This is a genomic window from Serratia nematodiphila DZ0503SBS1, from assembly GCF_000738675.1.
Classification (GTDB): domain Bacteria; phylum Pseudomonadota; class Gammaproteobacteria; order Enterobacterales; family Enterobacteriaceae; genus Serratia; species Serratia nematodiphila.
In genome coordinates, this window is record NZ_JPUX01000002.1 from 193,913 (window position 1) to 216,294 (window position 22,382).

The following is a 22,382-nucleotide window of genomic DNA, read 5'->3' on the forward strand; positions in this document are numbered from 1 at the left end:
ATTACAGTTGTTATACCGCTTGCGAGAAGGCGGGCCTATTCGATCCACTGCAGAGGCGCTTTGCAGGGCGTTAACCCACGTTAATTCGGCACTAACCCCACAAAACCTCTATCTAGTTTCTTTTCCTTCAACTTAGATAGCAGAGAGTTCGATGATTACCATCAGAGCACGCGCGGCGGAAGACAACGCGCAATTGGCAGATATCTGGCTGCGTTCGGTGCGCGCCACCCACCATTTTTTAACCGAAGACAACATCGCGCAGCTGTTCCCGCTGGTGCTGAACGACTACCTGCCGGCGGTCAACGTTTGGGTGGCCGAAGACCGACCGGGGCATCCCTGCGGCTTTATCGGCCTGAACGGCAACAAGGTGGAGATGCTGTTTATCGACGCCGATCAGCGCGGCCAAGGCGTGGGCAAAGCGCTGTTGACCCACGCGGAAACGCTGCACGATGAGCTGCAGCTGGACGTGAACGAGCAAAATCCGCAGGCCAGCGGTTTCTACCGCCACTACGGGTTTGTCATCACCGGCCGCTCGCCGCTCGACGGCCAGGGCAACCCGTTCCCGCTGCTGCACATGAAGCTGGACAAACGCTAGCCCTCCGCCGGCCGCCCTGCGGCCGGTCAGTCTATTGACAAAGAGGGGAAAAAGCGTGGTTTTTCCCCTCTTTGTGGTGATCAGCCGAAAATCAATAATTTGATTTTCCTTGTTTTTTATTCGGTGCTCTCTGCCAACCCGGCAAGGGTATAAGGTTTGTCATCAATCTCGACGGCCGCCCTGCGGCCGGTTTTCTTCCCCCGCCTCCCCCGCCGCCTTATATATCAAATCAGAATAAGTAATAGATTTTACATTCTTCCTGTCACTATCAACCCTCGGTAGGATTGCCCGGTATTCACCCGCAACAGAGGTTCCGTCAGCCGAAAAGCCGAACGATCTCTGTCCGGCGCACCGCGCTCTGGACGGAATGCTGTGATGTATCGATAAGGATCCGCTTCGCTATGATCGTTCTTTCGAACGTTTGCAAAACTTTTGACAGCACACAGGGCCGCGTCGTAGCGGTAGACAACGTCAGCCTGGCGGTAGAGGCCGGGCAAATTTACGGCATCATCGGCTACAGCGGCGCCGGCAAAAGCACCCTCATCCGCCTGCTCAACGGCCTGGAAACGCCCACCAGCGGCCGCATCGACGTCGGCGGCTTCGATATCGCCCGCGCCAAAGGCAGCCATCTGCGCCAGGCACGGCTGAAAATCAGCATGGTGTTTCAGCACTTCAATCTGCTGTGGTCGCGCACCGTCAGCCAGAACATCGCGTTTTCCATGCAGATCGCCGGCGTGCCCAAGGCGCAGATTGCGCCGCGCGTGGCGGAACTGATCGCGCTGGTCGGCCTGCAGGGGCGCGAAAACGCCTACCCGTCGCAGCTCAGCGGCGGCCAAAAGCAGCGCGTCGGCATCGCCCGCGCGCTGGCCAATAACCCGAGCGTGCTGCTGTGCGACGAGGCCACCTCGGCGCTCGATCCGCAGACCACCGACGCCATTCTCGACCTGCTGTTGGACATCAACCGTCAGCTGAAATTGACCATCGTGCTGATCACCCACGAGATGCACGTGGTGCGCAAAATCTGCCACCGCGTGGCGGTGATGGAAAACGGCCGCATCGTCGAAGAAGGCCCGGTGCTCGACGTGTTCACCCGGCCGCAGCAGCCGATCACCCGGCAGTTCGTCAAACAGGTGTCGCAGTATGCGGACACCGAAGAGAGCTTCAACCCGCAGCTCACCGCCCACCTGCCGGGGGCGATTTTCAAGTTGACCTTCGTCGGCGTGCAAACCCATCAGGCGGTGATTTCTGAAGTGATCCGGCGCTACGCCCTGACCGTCAACATTCTGCACGGCAAGATCAGCCACACCCTCAACGGTTCGTTCGGCGAACTGTACATCCACGCCGAAGGCAACGAACAACAAGTCGCCGACATGCTCAAGTTGCTGAACGAAAGAGACATCGCCGTCGAGGTTATCCAACATGATTGAATCCCTGTTCCCCCACCTGCGTCTGGACCAACTGTGGGACGCCACCTGGGAAACGCTGTACATGACCGGCATCGCCGGTTTGGCCACGCTGGTGCTGGGCATCGTGCTCGGCGTGCTGCTGTTTTTAACCTCGAAGGGCCAGCTGTTGCAGAACCGGGCGGTCTACTCGCTGATCTCCGTGTTGGTCAACGTCTTCCGCTCCATTCCGTTCATCATTCTGATCGTGCTGCTGATCCCGTTCACCAAGTCGCTTATCGGCACCATTCTCGGCGCGGATGCGGCCCTGCCGGCGCTGATCGTCGGCGCGGCGCCGTTCTATGCCCGGCTGGTGGAGATCGCGCTGCGCGAGGTCGACAAAGGAGTGATCGAAGCGGCGCGCTCGATGGGCGCCAAAAACCGCACCCTGATTTTCCGCGTATTGCTGCCGGAAAGCTCGCCGGCGCTGGTTTCCGGCATCACCGTCACCCTGATCGCGCTGGTGAGCTACACCGCGATGGCCGGGGTGATCGGCGCCGGCGGCCTGGGCAACCTGGCCTATCTGGAAGGCTTCCAACGCAACCACAGTGACGTGACGCTGGTGGCGACGCTGACGATCCTGCTGATCGTTTTCGTCATTCAGTTCATTGGCGACACCCTGACAAGAACGCTCGATAAACGTTAATTAACCAAGGAAAACGATGATGAAAAAGCACCTACTGATGTTGGCTTTCGCCTCCGTCGCCACTCTGGCTTCTTTTGGCGCCGCCGCGGCGACCAAGCTGGTGGTCGGCGCCTCCAACGTGCCGCACGCCGAGATCCTCGAACAGGCTAAACCGATACTGGCAAAAGAAGGCATCGATCTGCAGATCAAGCGCTTCCAGGACTACATCCTGCCGAACACTGCGCTGGCCAGCCATGACATTGACGCCAACTATTTCCAGCATGTGCCTTACCTGAACTCGGTGCTGAAAGACCACGCCGACGACAAGAGCTACGACTTCGTCAGCGCCGGCGCGATCCATATTGAGCCTATCGGTATCTACTCGAAGAAGTACAAGAGCCTGAAAGATCTGCCGGAAAACGGCAAAATCATCATGCGCGACGCGGTGGCGGAAGAAGGCCGCATCCTGTCTATTTTTGAACGGGAAGGCGTGATCAAGCTGAAGCCGGGGGTGAGCAAAGTGGACGCGCGCATCACCGACGTGGTGGAAAACCCGAAACACCTGAAGTTCCAGGCCAACGTTGAGGGCGCGCTGCTGCCACAGATGTATAACAACAACGAAGGCGACGCGGTGGTGATCAACGCCAACTACGCCATCGACGCCGGGCTGAATCCGACCAAGGATCCGATCGCGGTCGAAAGCGGCGAAAACAACCCGTACGCCAACATCATCACCGTGCACAAAGCCGACGTGAACAAGCCGGAGATCGTGGCGCTGGTCAAAGTGCTGCACTCTAAACCGATTCAGGACTTTATCCGCGAGAAGTACCAGGGCGCGGTGATCCCGGTCAATCAGTAATGGGTTAAACGGCCCGGTAAAAGCCGGGCCGGTTGTCACACCTTATTGCCAATCTGGCTGAGCCGCGGCCACACCAGCATCAACGCCTCCAGCAACCGCAGCAGATCGCTGCGGCTTGCCCCTTCGCGCGCCTGCACCGACATGCCTTCAATGGTGCAAATGACGTATTTCGCCAGCAGCGCGGTGTCGGTCTTCGCCAGCAGTTCACCCTGCTGCACCTTGCGATCGAAACAGGCTTTCAGCGCCGCTTCCTGGGCATGATGTTTTTTGCGCAGCATCTGGGCGACGTCGTCGGACGCGGACGACAGCGCGGCCGAGGCGCACACCATAAAACAACCTGACGGCGTATCGGGATCGGTAAACACTTCGACGGAAGAACGCACGTAGGCCTCGACGATCTCGGCTACCGGCAACGCCTGTTCCAACAGTTGGTTGGTGCAGGTGGTGTATTTTTGCAGATAGCGTTCCACCGCCGCGCGGAACATCCCTTCCTTGTTGCCGAATTCCGCATACAGCGTCGGCGCTTTGGCGCCGGTCACTTCCACCAGATCGGCCAGCGAGGTGGCTTCATAGCCGTGCCGCCAGAACAGATCGAGCGCGCTTTCCAGCGCCCGGTCGCGATCAAATTGTTTCGGCCTGCCACGGCTCTTTTTGCCGCAGACCTCTTCATTGATGCTCATCATTCTCTCCTGTCCCGCTCCACAGCAGGGTTAGCACAAATAACTTAACGATCATTATAAAAAAATATTGCGCCCTCGTCGAGAACCGATTAGCATTTAGTTATCGATCGTTAAGATAATTTAGCGAAGCGGATTAAACCCCTCTATTCACCGTTATCGGAAAGGAATTAACATTATGAAAAACTTAAAATTAACCTTAGCAGCCCTCACTCTGGCCAGCATTTCCTTCGGCAGCTTCGCCGCTGATTTGGTCCAGAACCAACCGGCTGACCAGCAGAAAGTGGGCGTCATCACCGTCAGCGGCGCATCCGATCTGACCTCGCTGGAAAGCAGCCTGGCCGCCAAAGCCGATCAGGCCGGTGCAAAATCCTTCCGTATCATCGGCGCCGGCGGTAACAACCAGCTGCACGGCACCGCAGAAATCTATCAATAACAAGGGATTAAACCAGCGGATCGCGATAAGTTGTGCTCCCGACGCCAGGGCGTCAAAAAAAATTAATTAACGAGCATTAAAAAAATACTTGCAATCCGTCAAACCGGCATCTAACATTAAATTATCGATCGTTAATTAATTTAACGACCTTACAAAACAAACATCGTAAAGAACAAAGATAGGAAATAAGACCATGAAAAACCTGAAAATGACCATCGCCGCCATCGCACTGGCTTCCGTCTCCTTCGGCAGCTTCGCCGCCGAACTGGTTAACGCACAACCCGCCGACCTGCAAAAAGCCGGCGTCGTCACCGTCAGCGGCGCGTCCGACCTGAGCAGCCTGGAAAACAAACTGGCGGCCAAAGCCGATGCGGCGGGCGCAAAATCCTTCCAGATCATCGCCACTACCGGTGACAATAAACTGCACGGCACCGCGATCATCTACAATTAATGGCCGGATCGGCAATCGTGCAAAAGGGCGGCTCAGGCCGCCTTTTGTTTGCTTTAACGCCAACGTTCTGTTGTAAGCTGTAGCGACCTTTTTCCGCTGAGCCGAGCAACGCCATGACTCCCCTGCTGTTCCACAAATATCACGGTCTGGGCAACGACTACCTGGTATGCCACCGTTCGGTCGCCGATCGGCTGAGCCATGAACAGATCCGTCTGCTGTGCCACCCGCATTACGGCATCGGTTCCGACGGCCTGCTGATCGACAGCGGCGACGCCGTCAATCCCACCCTGCGCATCATCAACCCGGACGGTTCCGAAGCGGAGAAGAGCGGCAACGGCCTGCGCATCTACGCGCGCTATCTGTTTGACAGCGGCCGCGTGGGCCATCAACCGTTTTTGGTGCACACCGCCGGCGGCGACGTGCGCTGCCAGGTGGCGCAAGACGCGCATCAGATAACGGTGGAAATGGGGCGCGCCAATTTCAGCCCGGCGGCGCTGCCGGCGTTGATCGATCTGCCGGAGGCGCTGAACTATCCGCTGCCCCTGAGGGAGGAGACGTTAAGCGTTTCGCTGGTGTCGATGGGCAACCCGCACTGCGTGGTGCCGGTGGAAAAACTGGATCTGGCGCAGGTGCATCGGCTCGGACCGCAGATTGAACGCCATCCGCTGTTCCCGAAACGCACCAATGTACAACTGGTGGAAGTGGTCGATCGCCAGACGCTGCGCATCGGCATCTGGGAGCGCGGCGCCGGTTTTACCCTCGCCTCCGGCAGCAGCAGCTGCGCCGCCGCCAGCGTGATGCGCAAGTTGGGACGAGTCGGCGATCGGGTTAGCGTGCGGATGCCAGGCGGCGAGCTGCAGATCGCCTTCAGCGGCGATTTTCAGGTCAGCATGCGCGGACCGGTGCATAAAATCGCCACTCTGACGCTGGACGAAGATTGTTTCGCCGGCGGCGCAGGGCTGTTTACGGGATCCACCCCAGCAGCCTGAACCACAGATAGTCCAACGGCACCAGCAGTGCGAAGCTGAGCGCGGCCAACAGCAGACACAGCTTCAACCCTTCACGCGCCGGCACTTTGCCCATCCCCATCGCCACCACGATCGGCGAAGCCTGATACGGCAGCAGCGGCGTGGCGTAACCGATCACCTGGGTCATCAGCACCGTCAGCAGCGGCAAGCCGCTGCCTGCGGACAACGCCTGCGCCAGCGGGGTAAACAGCGCCGGCACGCCGTTGGCGGTCACCACGAAATTCAACAGTGCGGTGATCCCCACCAGAGAACCGAACGCAGCGAACGGCTTGCCGTGCAGATCCGGCATCATCGCCAGCAGCGCGCCGCCCAACCGATCGCCGAGCCCCGAGTGGCTGACCAATGCGGTCAGCCCCAGGATCCCCGCCACGTAGATACAGGTGCGCACGTTAACCCCGGCGGCGAACTGCTCGCCGTTGAGAAAACCGATGCGCGGCAGCAGGCAGAAGCAGGCTGCCGCCAACCCTATCCAGGCGGGAGCGATGCCGTGCCAGCTGTCGGTCATCCACAACAGCACCGTGGCGCCCAACAGCGCGATCAGCCGCCATTCGGCGGCGCTGAGCGGGGTTTGCGCCGCCTCGGCCGCCACCGGCTGCGGCCGCGCACGGAACAGGCCGCAGATGCACAGCGTCAGCAGCGCGCCTTTGGCTACCCCGAGTACCGGGGCGTGCAGCAGCAGGTAAGAAAGATAAGCGAAGTGGCTGCCATAGGCGCTTTCCGCCGCGCCGCTCATCACCAGATTGGGTACGTTGGCCGGCAGGATGCTGGCGGAGAGCTGGAAGGTGCCGAACCCCACCGCCAGCGCCAAACCGATGCGGCCGCGCGAGCCTTCCGCCAGGCCGGCGCGCTCGGCCAACGCCATAACGATCGGCATCAGCAGCGTAATCCGCCCCATATTGGAAGGCATGACAAACGCCAGCGCGTAGCTTATCGCCACCACGCCGCCCACCAGGCGCGGCCAGGAACCGGCCAGATGCGGCAAGAGTCGGTTGGCCAGGCGATCCGCCAAACCGGTGCTGCGGATGGCGGAGCCCAGCACGAAACCGCTGAGCACCAGCCAGAATGCGGAAGACGCGAAACCGGAAAAGGTCACCGCGGCGGGCGCCAGCTGCAAGACCATCACCGCCGTAAAGAATAGCAGCGCGACCACATACTCCGGCAAGCGGGCGCTGGCCCATAGCGCGATGACCACCAGCGTGACCAGCGCGGGCAGCGCCATCGGATCCCCCAACATAGTTTCCTCCCTGATAAAACGTTGTGATTGTTATCAAACGGTTAACAGGGTGACACAAGGCGCGGGCGCTAACCTTGAAACCGCTCACATATCGTCGCTCTGGAGATTTTTCAGCATGCATACGTTGCAGCCGTGGTGGCCGGTATTGCCGCGCCGTTCCGTCAACAGCGTGAACCCCAGCGCATAGTACAACCCGATCGCCTCTTTCAACTGTTCGGTGGTTTCCAGGTAGCAGTAGCGATACCCCGCCGCCCGCGCCGCCTTCAGCGCCTGCACCACCATATGGCGCGCCATGCCCAACCCGCGCGCGCCGGGTTTGAAAAACAGTTTTTGCAGCTCGCAATAGCCGGGCTCTTCGCCGGCCAGCGGCGCCATGCCGACGCCCCCCACCACCTGTCCGTCCCGCTCCAGCACCCAGTAGTGGCCGCCGTTGTCGCGATACAGACCGGTCAGCCGATCGAGATCCGGATCGTGCAGACTGACCCCTTCCATTTTGTCCATGCCGTACTCGCGAAACACGTCGCGAATGATCGCCGCCATCGCCGCATCGTCGCGCTCGGCGATCGGCCGCACCCGCAGATTGGCGTCGCGCTGTTTGCGCGCGCTGCGCAGCGCCGCGGTCATCTTTTTCATCGCCGCGGTGGTGCTCGCCAGCTCATCGTCGTCCAACTGCGCCAGCGCCGCCTGCATAAAACCGTCGGCGTCGCTCTCGATGCCGGCCAGCGTCTTGCCGCCCTGCTTACTCAGCCGATGCAGGTTGTGCCGCTTGTCATCAGGATGATCCACCGTTTCTATCACGCCGGCGGCCACCAGGCTGCGCAGCGCCCGGCTGGCGCTGGCCTTGTCGATGCAAAGCCGGGCCGCCAGTTCAGTGACGCCCAGCGGCTGCTCGCTGACTTCGATCATCAGATGGATCTGCAGCGGCGAAAAGCGCGAGCCGTTGCTCTGCTTGTTCAACATGCCGAATTCTCTGACCAAACTGCGCGCCAATGCTCTGAAATCCCTGATGTTCACGGCGTTATGCTCCCCTGTTCTCCCACCTTCAGGCTACGTTGGATGGGTTATTGGTTGATAGTGTTATCTAATTTTAAACATAACGATAACGCATAAACAATTGCGAATTAATAACCAATCCGGCACCTGAATATGTCAAAATATTTCATGCAACAGCATTTAAATCTAACTAAAAACAAATTAATAAAATTAAAAATCATATTAAGATTTAAGGCTGAAATAAAAACCCAATAAAAGTGAGCATAAAAACGGCAAAAGTGGGTAAAACAAAAAATAAAACAAATATCTATTTGAAATTTAAAAGATAATATTTAAAACGTAAAAACTTGATAGCAACAACTCAAGCGCTACCTCGTCAACGTCGGTTACATATTTACGCCTGCCTTCGCGCGCTTCCCTGCGCCATTGTCCCTTTTGCCAAAAGTAGCCCATGCTTTAACTGCTTCTCTCCTTCTGGCTAACCGGGACGCTGGCTCATGACGAAAAAAACCACCCTGCTGCAATTCTTCCACTGGTACTACCCCGACGGCGGCAAACTGTGGCAGGAGGCCGCCGAGCGCGCCCCGCACCTGGCCGAACTGGGCATCACCGATCTGTGGCTGCCGCCCGCCTGCAAGGGCGCTTCCGGCGGCTACTCCGTCGGCTACGATACTTACGATCTGTTCGATCTGGGCGAGTTTGACCAGAAAGGCAGCGTGGCGACCAAATACGGCGACAAGGCGGCGCTGGAACACGCCGCCAATACGCTGCGCGAACACGGCGTGGGCGTGATTTACGATGTGGTGTTCAACCACAAGCTCGGCGCGGACGAGAAAGAACGGGTGCACGTGTTCAAGGTGGACGCCAACAACCGCAACGACATCGACGATCAGGGCTTCGACGCGCTGGCCTACACCCGCTTCACCTTCCCCGGCCGCCAGGGCGTGCATTCCGAATTTATCTGGGATTACAAATGCTTCAGCGGCGTCGACTATGTTGAGCAGCCGGACGACAAAGGGGTGTTCAAAATCGCCAACGACTATGGCGACGACGGTTGGAACGATCAGGTCGACGACGAGAAAGGCAACTACGACTATCTGATGGGCGCCGACGTGGAGTTCCGCAACGCCGCCGTGACGGAGGAACTCAAATACTGGGCGCGCTGGCTGTTGGAAACCTTGCCGTGCGACGGCTTCCGCCTCGACGCCGCCAAACACATTCCCGCCTGGTTCTTCAAAGAGTGGGCGGATCACGTGCGCGGCAGCGCGCAACGCGACCTGTTTATCGTTGCTGAATACTGGTCGCACGATCTCGGCGCGCTGCAACAATACATCGAGTTGGTGGACGGCAAGGTGATGCTGTTCGACGTGGCGCTGCACCTGAAGTTTCATCAGGCGTCGAAGCAGGGCGACGGCTTCGACATGGCGCAGATCTTCACCGATACCCTGACCGCCGCCGATCCGGCCCACGCGGTGACGCTGGTCGCCAACCACGATACCCAGCCGCTGCAATCGCTGGAAGCGCCGGTGGAACCCTGGTTCAAACCGCTGGCCTACGCGCTGATCCTGCTGCGCGAACAGGGCGTGCCCTGCGTGTTTTACCCCGACCTGTATGGCGCCAGCTACCGCGACAAGGGGCGCGACGGCGGCGAATACCAGATCGACATGCCGGCGATCCCGGAACTGGAGAAGCTGATTGCCGCCCGCCAGCGCTTCGCCAACGGCCCGCAAACCGACTACTTCGACGACAGCCACTGCGTGGCCTTCAGCCGCGCCGGCACTGCCGAGGCTCCCGGCTGCGTGGTGGTGCTGACCAACGGCGGCGAGAGCGGCAAGACGGTTACGCTCGGCGCCGATCTCGCGCACACCGCCTGGCGCGATTTCCTCGGCAACCGCCCGGAGGAAATCACCGCCGACGACCAGGGCAGCGCCCATTTCCCGGTTAACGCCGGCAGCGTCAGCGTCTGGGTGCCGGCCGCCAGCCTCTGAGCGCCCGCCGCCGCGTAATGATGACGCGGCGGCAAAACTAATGTTTGCCTTTCGGGTCTAACTTACGCTATCAACTGCGCAAGCCATTCACACCGGAGCCTAAATAGGGTACAAGGCTGCATGAAAATTCCAAAACGACTCCAGCCGCTGGTGGATGACGGGTTAATCGACGACGTAATCCGCCGGTTGAAAAGCGGCAAAGAAGCCGACGTGTTTATCGTGCGCTGCGGCGATGAGATCCGCTGCGCCAAAGTGTACAAAGAGGCCGAGAAGCGCAACTTCAAGCAGGCCGTCCACTATCAGGAAGGGCGCAAGGTGCGCAACAGCCGCGACGCGCGCGCCATGAGCAAAGGCTCCAAATTCGGCCGCCAGCAGCAGGAAGAAGCCTGGCAAAACACCGAAGTGGACGCGCTGTATCTGCTGGCCAAGGCCGGGGTGCGGGTGCCGCAGCCGGATATCTGCCTGGACGGCGTGCTGCTGATGGAGCTGATCACCGACGAAGAAGGCCTGGTGGCGCCGCGCCTGAGCGATGTCATCCTGACGCCGGAACAGGCGCGCGCCGATCACGCCCTGATGATGAACTACGCGGTGCGCATGCTGTGCGCCGGGCTGGTGCACGGCGACCTGTCGGAATTCAACGTGCTGATGGATAAAGACGGACCGGTGATCATCGATCTGCCGCAGGTGGTGGACGCCGCCGCCAACAACCACGCCAAAAGCATGTTCGAGCGCGATATCGGCAATCTGGCCGAATATTACGGCCAGTTCGCGCCGGAACTGCGCGACAGCCAATACGCCAAAGAGATTTGGGCGCTGTATCAGGAAGGCAACCTGACGCCGGACAGCGCCCTCAGCGGCCGATTCAACGAAATCCAGAAGCGCGCCGACGTCGGCTCGGTGCTGGAAGAAATCCAGGCCGCCAGCGAGGAACACCAGCGCCGCCTCATGGCGCGCAATACGGAAGAGTAACGCCCGCGCTATTCGACGCGAAACACCTCCGGCCGCTGCGGCGTCGCGGCCTCGTGATAAATATCCCCCAGATAGCCGGCGATCTCCTCTTCGCGCAGATCCGCCGGCAGCACGATATCGTAGCTGGGAGCATATTTGCGCTCCGGCAGCGTCACGCGGAACAGCCGCCATTCGCCCCCGATGCGCTTCACGCCCAGCAGACGGCCGAACACGTTAAAAATCATCATCCGCCATTCCCCCACTCGTCGCTTTCAGGCTATAACACTGTGATGCCGCCGCAGTGAAAAGGAAAGCGTATGAGTGAAAAAACGCCGCAGTTCTGGCGCGATCCGCAGTTGCCGTTCGTCGAAGCCCGCGCCATCGCGGATGGCCGCCAGGTGTGCTACAGCCTGCACAGCCACGAATTCTTTTCCATCGGCGCCATCACCGGCGGCGTCAGCACCTATGTCAACGGCGAACGACGCATGCAGGTCAGCGCCGGCGATCTGGTTGTCATCAACCCGCAGCAGGCACACGCCTGCAACCCCATCGCCGATCGCCGTTGGTCGTACGTCATGTTCTATCTCGATCTCGCCTGGCTCGGCGCGCTGCAGCAGGAGCTGCTCGGCGGTGAGGGCGACCGTTTTGTTCCGTTCAGCCAGCCGCTCAGCCGCGATCCGGCGCTGTTCCACGGGCTGAACCGGCTTTATGCGCTGCTGACGGATCCGCTGTGCAGCGCGCTGGAAAAACAGATCGCCATGGTGGAGTATTTCAGCGCCCTGCAGCTCGGGCTGGGCGATGTCCGCCAGCCGGAGACGCCGCCACATACCCGGCTGGAGACGGCGGCGGCGTTTATCGACGCGCACTGCACCCGGCCGCTGACGCTGGACGACATTTGCCGCGCCGCCGCGCTCTCCCCTTCTTACCTGATCCGCGCCTTCCGCCAGCGTTACGGCATGACGCCGCACGCCTATCTGGTCAACCGCCGCGTACAGCACGGCCATCGGCTATTGAAAAGCGGCCTGCCGATCGCCGCGGCCGCCAGCGAAAGCGGCTTTGCCGATCAGGCGCACTTTCAGCGCACCTTCAAACAGCTGTTGGCCGCCACGCCCGGCCAGTATCAAAAACCCTCCGCCAACAGATAGCAAGCGCTGGCCGCCAGCAACGCCGCCATCGCGCGATTAAAGCGCTGTACGTTGCGCGCCTGCCCGAACAGGCCGCGCAGCATCGCGCCGACATAGGCCCAGCAGGCTACCGAGGCATAGCAAATCACGAAGTAGAGCCCGGCGAACTGCCATAGCAACAGCATGTCGCCATCGCCGACAAAGGCGCCGAGGCTGGCCACCGACGCCAGCCATGCCTTGGGATTCAGCCATTGCATCAGCGCGCCGTACCAGCAGGAAGGCGCTTGCGCCGCGCCGTTGCCCAGCCTGCCATCGTCAAACGCCAGCCGATAGGCCATAAACAGCAGAAAGGCCACGCCGGCCCACTGGATCAAGCGGGTCAGCCCCGGCCACAGGATCAGCAGTTGGTGCATGCCCAATCCCAACAGCACCAGCAACAGGGTAAACCCCAGCGTGGCGCCAAACACATGGCGCTGGGTCGCGCCAAAGCCGAATTGCGCCCCGGCGCTCAATGCGACGATGTTGACCGGGCCGGGAGTGATGGAGGCCGCCAGCGCAAACGCGGCCATGGAAAGGTAGATATTCATGATGGACACCTGAGAAAATATTCACAGGCGCCAGAATGCCGACCGCCGCCGACAGCGTATTGAACAGAATTACCCTATTCGGTTTAGCGCACGGCGACGGCCCGGCGGCGCGGCAGCCCGAAGGTGTTGACCGCCATGCCGGCCAGCACCAGCAATGCGCCGCCGAACTGCGCCGGCGACAACGCTTCGTCCAGCAGCAGCCAGGCGGCGAACAGCCCGACCAGCGGCACCAGCAGCGTCAGCGGCGCAACGCGCCAGGTTTCATAGCGCCCCAGCAGGCTGCCCCACACCGAATAACCGAACAGCGTGGCGGCGAACGCCAGATAGGCCACCGCCAGCCAGGTGCCAACCTGCACATGGCTCAGGCTGCTCAGCACCACCTCAGGGCCGTCGAACAGCCAGCTGCAGGCCAGGAACGGCACGACCGGGATCGGCGCGCTCCACACCACCAGCGATAAGATATTACGCTGCGGGAAACCGGCCAGGATCTTCTTGTTGGTCAGGTTTCCCAGCGCCCAGGAAAACGCCGCCGCCAGCGTCAACAGCAGGCCCGCCAGGGGGACCGCGCCGCTGCCCGGCTTATGCAGGCTGGCCTGCGCCAGCACCAGCATGCCGCCGCTGGCGATAGCGATGCCGACGAAATGGTTGATCCGCAGCTTTTCGCCCATCAGCACAACGCCCAACAGCAGGGTGAAGAACACCTGCGCCTGCAGCACCAGCGAGGCCAGCCCCGCCGGCATGCCCACCTTGATGGCGACGAACAAAAACGCGAACTGCGCGAAGCTCATGGTCATGCCGTACAGCAGCAGCCATCTCCACGGAATAGTCGGGCGCGGGATAAAGAAGATCGCCGGCAACGCCACCAGCAAAAAACGCATCCCGGCCAGCAGAAACGGCGGCATACCCTGTAAACCGAACTTGATCACGACGAAATTCACGCCCCAGATCACCACCACCAACAGCGCCAACAGCCGATCGCGCAATGTCATCCTCGCCCCGCTTATCCCATTGAAAATTCGCTTTGCCTTGCAGGTTACAACCAAACCGGGCGCATGGACACCGGCAAACGCCGGCGATTATTCCGGCATCAGGCCGATAAAGGTGGTCTTCTTGCGCGGGCCGGTCATCAGCGCTTCCAGCTTCTCCACGCACTGCAGGTAGTGCGGGGTCTGCTTGTGCGCCGCCACCGCCTGCTCGTCGCGATAGGCTTCGTAGATGTAAAACCGCGTCGGGATCTGTTCATCCTGCAGCACATCGAAGCGCAGGTTGCCCGGCTCTTCGATCGCGCCCAGGTGATTGGCGCGGAAAACATCGATAAATTCGTCGATTTTGTCTTGTTTAACGTTGATCTCAACCAATGTGACGTGCATGGCAACTCCTTGTTTAAACGGCGCGCCGTAACATGGCGCTTTCCAACCATAGGTTTATTCCCGTCGATTGCCCTGCCGCAACGGCAATTTTGCCGCCTGGCTCACAAATCGCGTCGGCGACGCCCACTCCTCCCCCGGCGGGGTAAGGCGGCGGCATCTATAGTTAACATTCCTCCCCCTGAGAGCATAGGCTATGGATAACTACTTGATGGCGCTGGACGCAGGAACGGGCAGCATTCGCGCGGTGATCTTCGATCTGGCGGGTAACCAGATCGCGCACGGCCAGGCGGAGTGGCAACACCTCGCGGTGCCGGGCGTGCCCGGCTCGATGGAGTTTGACCTCAGCCGCAACTGGCAGCTGGCCTGCCAGTGCATCCGCCAGGCGATGCAACGTGCAGGATTGAGCGCTCAGGCGATCCGCGCGGTGGCCTGCTGCTCGATGCGTGAAGGCATCGTGCTGTACGACCGCAACGGCGTGCCGATCTGGGCCTGCGCCAACGTCGACGCACGCGCCAGCCACGAAGTCAGCGAGCTGAAAGAGCTGCACAACCACGGCTTCGAACGCGAGGTGTACCAGCACTCCGGCCAGACGCTGGCGCTGAGCGCCATGCCGCGTCTGCTGTGGCTGGCGCACCATCGGCCGGACATCTACCGCCAGGCGGCGACGCTGACCATGATCAGCGACTGGCTGGCCAACATGCTGAGCGGCGAACTGGCGGTCGATCCTTCCAACGCCGGCACTACCGGCATGCTGGATCTGACCAGCCGCGATTGGCGGCCGGCATTGCTCGACATGGCCGGCCTGCGCGCCGATATTCTGTCGCCGGTGAAAGAGACCGGCAGCGTGCTGGGGCGCGTCACCGAACAGGCGGCGCAGGAGAGCGGGCTGCTGCGCGGCACCCCGGTGGTGATGGGCGGCGGCGACGTGCAGCTCGGCAGCCTGGGGCTCGGCATCGTGCGCGCCGGGCAGACGGCGGTGCTCGGCGGCACCTTCTGGCAGCAAATCGTCAACCTGCCGGAGCCGGCCATCGATCCGGAGATGAACATCCGCATCAACCCCCACGTCATTCCCGGCATGGCGCAGGCGGAATCCATCAGCTTCTTTACCGGCCTGACCATGCGCTGGTTCCGCGACGCCTTCTGCGCGGAAGAAAAACTGCTGGCGGAGCGGCTGGGGGTCGACGCCTACAGCCTGCTGGAAGAGATGGCGGCCAGAGTGCCGCCGGGCGCCTACGGCGTGATGCCGATTTTCTCCGACGCCATGCATTTCAAAACCTGGTATCACGCGGCGCCGTCGTTCATCAACATGTCGATCGACCCGGAGCGCTGCAACAAACAGACGCTGTTTCGCGCGCTGGAGGAGAATGCCGCCATCGTCTCCGCCTGCAATCTGGAACAGATCGCCGCCTTCTCCGGCGTGCAGGCCCGTTCGCTGGTGTTCGCCGGCGGCGGGCCAAGGGCAAGCTGTGGAGCCAAATCCTCAGCGACGTCACCGGGCTGACGGTGCGGGTGCCGGTGGTGAAAGAGGCCACCGCGCTGGGCTGCGCGATCGCCGCCGGCGTCGGCGCCGGGCTGTATGCATCGCTGGCCGAAACCGGCGAGCGCCTGGTGCGCTGGGAGCGCGAGCATCAGCCGGACATGACCCACCACGCGCTGTATCAGGAACAGAAAGAAACCTGGCGGCGGGTCTACGCCGATCAGTTGACGCTGGTGGACAACGGCCTGACCACCTCGCTGTGGAAAGCGCCGGGGCTGTAAGCGCCACGCGGCATTCGGTCATAACCTTATGCCGTTTTATTCCTTTCCCCTCGGCGCGGCGCAAGCCGCGCTTTAACTCACTGCCGCGATTGTTTCCCCTCAGAAACAGTGTAACCACCGCAGATGGATTTATCCGCGACTTGCACCTGCCGTAGATTGTGACTTCGGTCACACCGCGCCCCGCGCGCGGCCTGCGCATTCACCTGAGACGAGCGGCATTATGCTGAATAATAAAGATAACCCTGCATCATCCCCGTGGCCGGCGATCTTCTCGCTGACGGTCGCCTGTTTTGTCATGGTCACCACCGAGTTTCTGCCGATCGGCCTGCTGACCAACATCGCCCCTTCGCTCGGTGTCAGCACCGGCACCGCCGGGCTGATGGTCACCATGCCCGGCATCGTGGCGGCGGTGGCCGCACCGGTATTGAGCCTGGCTTCCGGCCGGCTGGACAGACGCCTGCTGATGCTGGGGCTGTCGCTGCTGCTGATGGTGTCCAACCTGGTGGCGGCGCTGGCCGTCAACTTCCCGATGATGCTGCTGGGCCGCGTGCTGCTGGGCATCTGCGTCGGCGGCTTCTGGTCGTTCGCCGCCAACTACGGCCGCCATCTGGTGCCGGAAGCCAGCCAGGGCCGCGCCACCGCGCTGATCCTCAGCGGCATCTCGGTCGGCGCGGTGTGCGGCGTGCCGGCCGGGGCGCTGATCGGCGATCTGTTTGGCTGGCGCGCCGCCTTCTTCGGCGGTGCGGCGCTGGCGGTCGGCGTACTGTTGGCGCAGCTGCGTTTGCTGACCTCGGTGCCACCGTCCCGGCCGGTCACGCCGCGCGATCTGGTACTGCCGCTGCGCCTGCCGATGGCGCGCATCGGCCTGATCGCCATCGTGCTGTTGTTCATCGGCCACTTCGCCGCCTACACCTATCTGCGGCCCCTGCTGCAGCAGGTGTTCGTGCTCAGCCCGTCGGCGATCTCGCTGCAGCTGTTGGCCTATGGCGCCATCGGCCTGCTGGGCACTTTCCTCGGCGAGCGTCTGGGGGAATACAGCCTGCGCGCCACCTTTATTCTGATCGCCGCCATGCTGGCGGGCATTTTGATCGTTTCGCCGCTGCTCAGCGGCCTCGCCGGCGCCACGCTGATGGTGCTGGTGTGGGGGCTGGCCTTTGGCGCCGTCCCGGTGTGCGCCACCAACTGGATGTTCGCCGCGGTGCCGCAGGCGCCGGAAGCCGGCCAGGCGCTGTTGGTGTGCGTCATCCAGATCGCGCTGGCCTCCGGCGCGCTGCTGGGCGGCGAGGTGGTGGACTGGCAGGGCGTCAGCAGCGCCATGCTGTTCGGCGGCGCGCTGATCCTCTCCGCCACGCTGGTGTTCGGCCTCAGCTTGCGCTCCGGCGCGATTGGCGCTAAACAGTGTTAATCATTATCTATCTGCAGAAACATGCCCCGGTCACCGCCGGGGCATGGCGTTGAGAATCCTATGGACCATCATTTGCTCGCTATCCGGGTATTTAACCGCGTGGTGGAAACCGGCGGCTTTACCCGCACCGCCGATTCGCTGGGCATGCCGAAAGCGACGGTCACCAAGCTGATCCAAAATCTGGAGGATCACCTGCAGACCAAGCTGTTTCAGCGCACCACTCGCAGCGTGTCGGTCACCCGCGAAGGCGAATGCTATTACCAAAATACGGTGAAATGGCTGGCGGATTTGGAGCAGATGGAAGGCTGCCTGACCGAGTCGCAAAGTTCTCCGCAGGGCGTGCTGCGCATCGACACCGGCAGCGGCACCGCTCGCCAACTGCTGTTGCCGGCGCTGCCCGGCTTTTTGGAACGCTACCCGCAAATCCAAATCGATCTCAGCATCGGCGATCGCGTTATCGATCTGATCAGCGACAGCGCCGACTGCGTGATCCGCAGCGGCCCATTGGCCGACTCCAGCCTGATCGCCCGGCGTCTGTTCGATCTGGACTGGGTCAGTTGCGCCACCCCGGCCTATCTGGCGCGCCACGGCACTCCGCGCCACCCGTGCGATCTGGAACAGGGCTTTCCGATGGTGCACTACCGCCATCCGGTCAACGACCGCATCCATCCGCAACGCTATGTCGAGCGCGGCAAAGAGATCGCCATCCAGCAGCGCTACCCGGTCAGCATCAATGAAGGCAACGCGCTGCTGGCGGCGAGCCTGGCCGGATTAGGCATCATCCAGATTTATCGGTTTATGGCGCAGCCACACCTCGAGCGCGGCGAGCTGATCAGCCTGCTGCACGACTGGCAGCCGCCGCCGGAGCAGATGTACGTGGTCTACCCGTCCAATCGCCACCTCAGCGGCAAGCTGCGGGCGTTCATCGACTGGGCGGTGGAGACTTTTGACAGCGGCAAGATGAGCCGCACGTTGTAGCCGCACGCACTGTGGTATTATTGGCCGCATATTGATTCCCGACGGACAACCACCATGGCCTATATCCCCAAAAACTATGCGAAGCTGGAAACCGGCTACCGCGAAAAAGCGCTGAAACTGTTCCCCTGGGTGTGTGGGCGCTGCTCACGCGAATTCGTTTATTCCAACCTGCGCGAGCTGACGGTGCACCATATCGATCACGATCACAGTAACAACCCGGAAGACGGCAGCAACTGGGAAATGCTGTGCCTGTATTGCCACGACCACGAACACTCGAAATACACCGAGGCCGATCAATACGGTTCGACGGTGGTGGCCGGTGAAGATGCGCAAAAAGATATCGGCGTCGCCACCCACAACCCGTTCGCCAACCTGAAGGCGATGATGAAGAAATAATGTCGACAACAGCTTAATGAGCTACTAACTTATTAAGCTGTTAAATTAATAAAATCCCCCTCCGCATCGCCACTTCCCAGAGAATTCCTACTTACCCATCCGGGCCATCCAGCGCAAAATAAGCTGCACAGTTAACGACATACTGGCTTGGCAAGCCGCCGCAGTTGGTGCATATTGTTCGCGAGTTGTTCTTGTTAACCTGTTTGATTATCAACCTAATAAGCACATTAACTTAATAAGTTACCTGCTTAATAACTTGAGAGATGGCAGCATGATTGTTCTGATTGGCTCGCAAAAAGGCGGTGTCGGCAAGTCGACGAAAGCGGTGAATATCGCCGGGTATCTGATTCTTAAGCAAGGCAAGACGGCGATCATCGTCGATGCCGACGACCAGAAATCGATCATGACCTGGTACAACGACCGTCAGAACGTCGAGGGACTGCCGCACATTCCGGTGGTGGCCGCGTCGGGCAAAATCAAGGAAACGCTGCTGGAGCTAGATCGCCATTACGACTACGTGATCGTCGACACCGCCGGCCGCGACAGCGCCGAACTGCGCTCAGGCCTGCTGGCCGCCGATCTGTTCCTCTCGCCGCTGCGCCCTTCGCAGATGGATCTCGACACCATCGGCTACCTGTCGGAGATGTTCTCCACCGCGCAGGAATATAACGAGAAGGTCAAAGGCTACATCGTGCTGAACATGTGCCCGACCAATATCTTCATTAATGAAGCCAACGAAGCGGCGCAGGTGCTGAGCGAATACCCGGAGTTCACCCTGGTGAGCCACCGCCTGTGCGATCGCAAAATTTACCGCGACGCCTGGGGCGAAGCCATCACCGTGCATGAGGCGAACAACGAAAAGGCGCAGGCCGAGATCGAATGCCTGGTGAAAGAGGTGATCCTGTGAAGAAGCGCACCCCCACCCACCGCATGTCGGAAGACGAATTCATCAACAGCGCCACCTCGCATACGTTGCCGGTTGCGGCGCCCGCGCCGGAAGCCAAGCCGGCCGGCCGCAAGCGCACCTATAAGGCGATTTCCGTCAGCCTGACGGACAATCACATCGAAGCCATCGATGAGGTGATCGTGCAGGCGGCGCGCAACGGCATCGTGCGCATCACCCGCTCCGACATCATCAAGCTCGCCATCGACGGGCTGGCGGAGAAAAGCGAAACGCAGCTGCTGGCATTGCTGAAAAAACTCTGACCGCACGGCAGCCGCCGGCTGACTACGCCGGCGGGCCGTTAAACGGATGAAAACTGGCGCGGGAACGGCATAGTACGATAGGTTTTGCCTGTGGCCTTATGCAGCGCGCTGGCCATCGCCGGAGCGACCACCGCAGTCGACACTTCCCCGCATCCCTGCGGCGCACGCGCGCTGTCGAGCACCACCACTTCCACCTTGGGCATTTCGGCGATCGCGAGCAGCGGATAACGATCGAAATTCCCTTCCACCACGCCGCCCCGTTCAAAATGCAGTTCGCTGTGCAGACAGGTGGTCAGCGCAAAGCCGATGCCGCCCTCTACGTTGGCGCGCACCAGGTTCGGGTTTATCACCTTGCCGCAGTCAATCGCGCATATCGCGCGGAGCACCCGCAGTCGCCCCTCTTGAATGGCGATTTCAACCACCAAACAGACGTAAGTGGTGAAAGCGTTATTGCGGCCAACCCAAATATTGCACGACATCCCGCGATAAACGCCCGGCGGCGGTTCATGCTGCCAACCAGACGCCGCCGCGGTGGCGTCCAGTACGCGCAACGCTTCCGGGGTGTCCTGCAACAGATGCCGCCGATACTGGTACTCGTCCCGGTTGGCCTTATGGCTGAGTTCGCTGATAAAGCTTTCCAAAAAGAATAGGCTGGCGACGCTGCCGACGCCGCGCAGATAGCTCAGGGAAATCGGTTGTTCGACGATGCCGGCCTCCACTTTCAGATGAGGGATGCAATACGGCGTGCTGTAAACGCACTCCACCATACTTTCATCCCATCCCCCGGCCTCGTGTACCGTTTCGCGCCGCATTTGCCAGAAGAGCGACTGCCCGGCATAGCGCGCCCACAGTGCCTGCGGGTAGCCGTTTTCATCCAACAGCGCCCGATAATGGCTGATGCAGGCCGGACGATAGTATTCATGCCGCATGTCGATCTCGCGCGGATAGATCACTTTGACCGGTTTCCCCACCGCCCGGGAGGCGGCGGTAGCATGCATCACGGCATCCGGCAGATATTTGCGCCCAAAGCTGCCCCCCAGGTAGGTCGTATTCACCACCACATCCGTCGGCTTCAGCCCGAACATTTTCGCCAGAACGTTGCGCACCATGTCCTGCCCCTGGAAAGGGCCCCAGGTTTCGATACGGCCCTCTTCATAATGGCTGGTGGCGTTGCAAGGCTCCAGGGTGGCATGCGCCACATAGGGCGCGCTGTAACGCGCCTCATGCAGGCGCGAATCCTGCTCAGCGTTATGAATCAACGCCGACGCCTCGCCGCGATCGACCGCCGGCACCAAGGTATCGCCGTCCAGCATCGCCAGATTCTCCGCCGCAATCGCGCTGCCGGTCAGCGCTTGCCCTGCGCCCGGCAGCCAGTCGACCTCCAGCAAATCCGCCGCCTTTTTGGCCTGCCAGTAGCTCGCCGCCACCACGATCACCGTATTGAGTGACATATCGTGATCCAATCCGACCATGTTGTTCATCGACCACTGCCGGGTCAGCACCAGATCCACCACGCCCGGCATGGCCCGAATCTGCCGTTCATTACGCACGGCGACCAGCTTTCCGCTGAGGTCGGGCACCATCCAGGGGACGCCGATCAGCATCTCCGGCAGATCGATATCGATACCGTAAATCGCACTGCCGTCCACTTTCTCCGGCGTATCGACCCGCAACAGCGGCTTGCCGATGAAACTCTCTTGCTCTTGCGCTTCGCTCTTTAAAGCAGGCTGCGGATCCAACGGCAGCTCGGCGGCATAGCGCACCAGATCGCCATAGGCGACCTTGCGCTGCCCGCCCTCCTCAAGCACCCAGCCTTTCTCCGTGCGGCACTGCTGCGGTGAAAGCGCGAAATGTTTTGCGCCGGCGCGCAGAAAGAAATCTCTCGCCTGTGCACCGGCCAGCCGGGTGCGCTGATAAAATTTGGTCATTGAGGTTGAAGCGGCGACAAATTGCGCGAAAGCCTCGCCCCCGGCAACCTGACGGTAAGCATCACGCCCGGTGACGAATTTCACCGTCACCTGTGCCCAATCGGCATCCATCTCCGCCGCCACCACTTCGGCCAGGCCGGTGTAAATCCCCTGCCCGACCTCACATTGCGACACGCCGATGACGATGCGGCCACCGCGATCGATCCAGATCCAATCGTTCAATTCGTACTGACCGTCCGGTGGCGCCGCGTCCTGTGAAACCACGGCCGCCAGGCTGCGCGTCGATATCGGCAGCAGCATGGCGGCCACTGCCAACGTGCTGCCTTTTAACAAGGTTCTGCGGGTGATCGCCAT

Annotated in this window: 23 protein-coding genes and 1 pseudogene; 16 read left to right on the forward strand and 8 right to left on the reverse strand. The window is 60.9% G+C overall.

Going from position 1 to position 22,382, the window contains the following annotated elements; genetic code table 11:
• The first annotated feature begins 151 nt into the window (after positions 1–151).
• The 4 genes from JL05_RS21510 (at position 152) to JL05_RS21525 (ending at position 3,521) form a co-directional block, all read left to right on the forward strand.
• Positions 152–595, forward strand: coding sequence for an acetyltransferase (locus tag JL05_RS21510; RefSeq protein WP_004939500.1), 444 nt, complete (start codon positions 152–154; stop codon positions 593–595).
• Positions 596–996: 401 nt separating this feature from the next.
• Positions 997–2,022, forward strand: coding sequence for a methionine ABC transporter ATP-binding protein (locus JL05_RS21515; protein ID WP_033633804.1), 1,026 nt, complete (start codon positions 997–999; stop codon positions 2,020–2,022).
• A complete protein-coding gene (locus tag JL05_RS21520; RefSeq protein ID WP_004939505.1) occupies positions 2,015–2,683 on the forward strand; it encodes a methionine ABC transporter permease in 669 nt (222 codons plus the stop codon). The genes JL05_RS21515 and JL05_RS21520 overlap by 8 nt, the downstream gene beginning before the upstream one ends.
• A 19-nt stretch (positions 2,684–2,702) precedes the next feature.
• Complete coding sequence (locus JL05_RS21525) at positions 2,703–3,521, forward strand: MetQ/NlpA family ABC transporter substrate-binding protein (protein ID WP_004939506.1); 819 nt, start codon at positions 2,703–2,705, stop codon at positions 3,519–3,521.
• A gap of 35 nt (positions 3,522–3,556) precedes the next feature.
• Here the strand turns inward: JL05_RS21525 and JL05_RS21530 are convergent, their stop codons facing one another.
• The gene (locus JL05_RS21530) at positions 3,557–4,201 is read right to left on the reverse strand and encodes a TetR/AcrR family transcriptional regulator (protein WP_004939509.1); all 645 of its coding nucleotides are present in this window, start codon (positions 4,199–4,201) and stop codon (positions 3,557–3,559) included.
• A gap of 175 nt (positions 4,202–4,376) precedes the next feature.
• Between JL05_RS21530 and bhsA (JL05_RS21535) the strand changes: the two genes are divergently transcribed.
• The 3 genes from bhsA (JL05_RS21535) (at position 4,377) to dapF (ending at position 6,074) form a co-directional block, all read left to right on the forward strand.
• Complete coding sequence (gene bhsA, locus JL05_RS21535) at positions 4,377–4,634, forward strand: multiple stress resistance protein BhsA (protein ID WP_015377085.1); 258 nt, start codon at positions 4,377–4,379, stop codon at positions 4,632–4,634.
• Between the two features lie 193 nt (positions 4,635–4,827).
• On the forward strand, positions 4,828–5,085 hold the full coding sequence (bhsA, locus tag JL05_RS21540; RefSeq protein ID WP_004939517.1) for a multiple stress resistance protein BhsA: 258 nt from the start codon (positions 4,828–4,830) through the stop codon (positions 5,083–5,085).
• 113 nt (positions 5,086–5,198) lie between these two features.
• Positions 5,199–6,074, forward strand: coding sequence for a diaminopimelate epimerase (gene dapF, locus JL05_RS21545; RefSeq protein WP_033633805.1), 876 nt, complete (start codon positions 5,199–5,201; stop codon positions 6,072–6,074).
• Here dapF and JL05_RS21550 read toward each other — a convergent pair.
• Together JL05_RS21550 and JL05_RS21555 are read right to left on the reverse strand one after the other, a co-directional pair.
• On the reverse strand, positions 6,049–7,347 hold the full coding sequence (locus tag JL05_RS21550) for an SLC13 family permease (RefSeq protein ID WP_033633806.1): 1,299 nt from the start codon (positions 7,345–7,347) through the stop codon (positions 6,049–6,051). The two genes, dapF and JL05_RS21550, sit on opposite strands and share 26 nt — an antisense overlap.
• Before the next feature lie 84 nt (positions 7,348–7,431).
• The gene (locus JL05_RS21555; RefSeq protein WP_033633807.1) at positions 7,432–8,337 is read right to left on the reverse strand and encodes a bifunctional helix-turn-helix transcriptional regulator/GNAT family N-acetyltransferase; all 906 of its coding nucleotides are present in this window, start codon (positions 8,335–8,337) and stop codon (positions 7,432–7,434) included.
• 500 nt (positions 8,338–8,837) lie between these two features.
• On the opposite strand from JL05_RS21555, the gene amyA reads away from it, so the two are divergent.
• A complete protein-coding gene (gene amyA / locus JL05_RS21560; protein ID WP_033633808.1) occupies positions 8,838–10,328 on the forward strand; it encodes an alpha-amylase in 1,491 nt (496 codons plus the stop codon).
• 120 nt (positions 10,329–10,448) lie between these two features.
• Positions 10,449–11,297 carry a PA4780 family RIO1-like protein kinase gene (locus JL05_RS21565; RefSeq protein ID WP_015377080.1) on the forward strand — a complete coding sequence of 283 codons (849 nt, stop codon included), beginning with the start codon at positions 10,449–10,451 and terminating at the stop codon, positions 11,295–11,297.
• An 8-nt stretch (positions 11,298–11,305) separates the two neighbouring features.
• Here the strand turns inward: JL05_RS21565 and JL05_RS21570 are convergent, their stop codons facing one another.
• Positions 11,306–11,524: a DUF7661 family protein gene (locus JL05_RS21570; RefSeq protein WP_033633809.1), complete on the reverse strand. Its 219-nt coding sequence runs from the start codon at positions 11,522–11,524 to the stop codon at positions 11,306–11,308.
• Between the two features lie 69 nt (positions 11,525–11,593).
• On the opposite strand from JL05_RS21570, the gene JL05_RS21575 reads away from it, so the two are divergent.
• Positions 11,594–12,421, forward strand: coding sequence for an AraC family transcriptional regulator (locus JL05_RS21575; protein ID WP_033633810.1), 828 nt, complete (start codon positions 11,594–11,596; stop codon positions 12,419–12,421).
• On the opposite strand, the gene JL05_RS21580 is transcribed toward JL05_RS21575, so the two are convergent.
• The 3 genes from JL05_RS21580 to lsrG form a co-directional block, all read right to left on the reverse strand.
• Positions 12,397–12,987 (reverse strand): LysE family translocator, encoded by a 591-nt coding sequence (locus JL05_RS21580; protein ID WP_033633811.1) that lies wholly within the window; start codon positions 12,985–12,987, stop codon positions 12,397–12,399. The two genes, JL05_RS21575 and JL05_RS21580, sit on opposite strands and share 25 nt — an antisense overlap.
• Positions 12,988–13,070: 83 nt before the next feature.
• A complete protein-coding gene (locus JL05_RS21585) occupies positions 13,071–13,976 on the reverse strand; it encodes an EamA family transporter (protein ID WP_033633812.1) in 906 nt (301 codons plus the stop codon).
• 87 nt (positions 13,977–14,063) lie between these two features.
• The gene (gene lsrG, locus JL05_RS21590; RefSeq protein WP_004939559.1) at positions 14,064–14,357 is read right to left on the reverse strand and encodes a (4S)-4-hydroxy-5-phosphonooxypentane-2,3-dione isomerase; all 294 of its coding nucleotides are present in this window, start codon (positions 14,355–14,357) and stop codon (positions 14,064–14,066) included.
• Positions 14,358–14,550: 193 nt separating this feature from the next.
• On the opposite strand from lsrG, the pseudogene lsrK reads away from it, so the two are divergent.
• The 6 genes and pseudogenes from lsrK (at position 14,551) to JL05_RS21620 (ending at position 20,100) form a co-directional block, all read left to right on the forward strand.
• Positions 14,551–16,115 (forward strand): annotated as a pseudogene (lsrK, locus tag JL05_RS21595) (autoinducer-2 kinase).
• A gap of 220 nt (positions 16,116–16,335) precedes the next feature.
• On the forward strand, positions 16,336–17,520 hold the full coding sequence (locus JL05_RS21600) for an MFS transporter (protein ID WP_033633813.1): 1,185 nt from the start codon (positions 16,336–16,338) through the stop codon (positions 17,518–17,520).
• Positions 17,521–17,580: 60 nt separating this feature from the next.
• On the forward strand, positions 17,581–18,498 hold the full coding sequence (locus tag JL05_RS21605; protein WP_033633814.1) for a LysR family transcriptional regulator: 918 nt from the start codon (positions 17,581–17,583) through the stop codon (positions 18,496–18,498).
• Between the two features lie 54 nt (positions 18,499–18,552).
• Complete coding sequence (yajD, locus tag JL05_RS21610; protein ID WP_004939576.1) at positions 18,553–18,894, forward strand: HNH nuclease YajD; 342 nt, start codon at positions 18,553–18,555, stop codon at positions 18,892–18,894.
• 271 nt (positions 18,895–19,165) lie between these two features.
• A complete protein-coding gene (locus tag JL05_RS21615) occupies positions 19,166–19,801 on the forward strand; it encodes a division plane positioning ATPase MipZ (protein WP_015377071.1) in 636 nt (211 codons plus the stop codon).
• Positions 19,798–20,100, forward strand: a complete 303-nt coding sequence (locus tag JL05_RS21620) for a hypothetical protein (RefSeq protein ID WP_004939584.1) — start codon at positions 19,798–19,800, stop codon at positions 20,098–20,100. The genes JL05_RS21615 and JL05_RS21620 overlap by 4 nt, the downstream gene beginning before the upstream one ends.
• A 38-nt stretch (positions 20,101–20,138) precedes the next feature.
• On the opposite strand, the gene JL05_RS21625 is transcribed toward JL05_RS21620, so the two are convergent.
• On the reverse strand, positions 20,139–22,382 hold the full coding sequence (locus tag JL05_RS21625; protein ID WP_033633816.1) for a xanthine dehydrogenase family protein molybdopterin-binding subunit: 2,244 nt from the start codon (positions 22,380–22,382) through the stop codon (positions 20,139–20,141).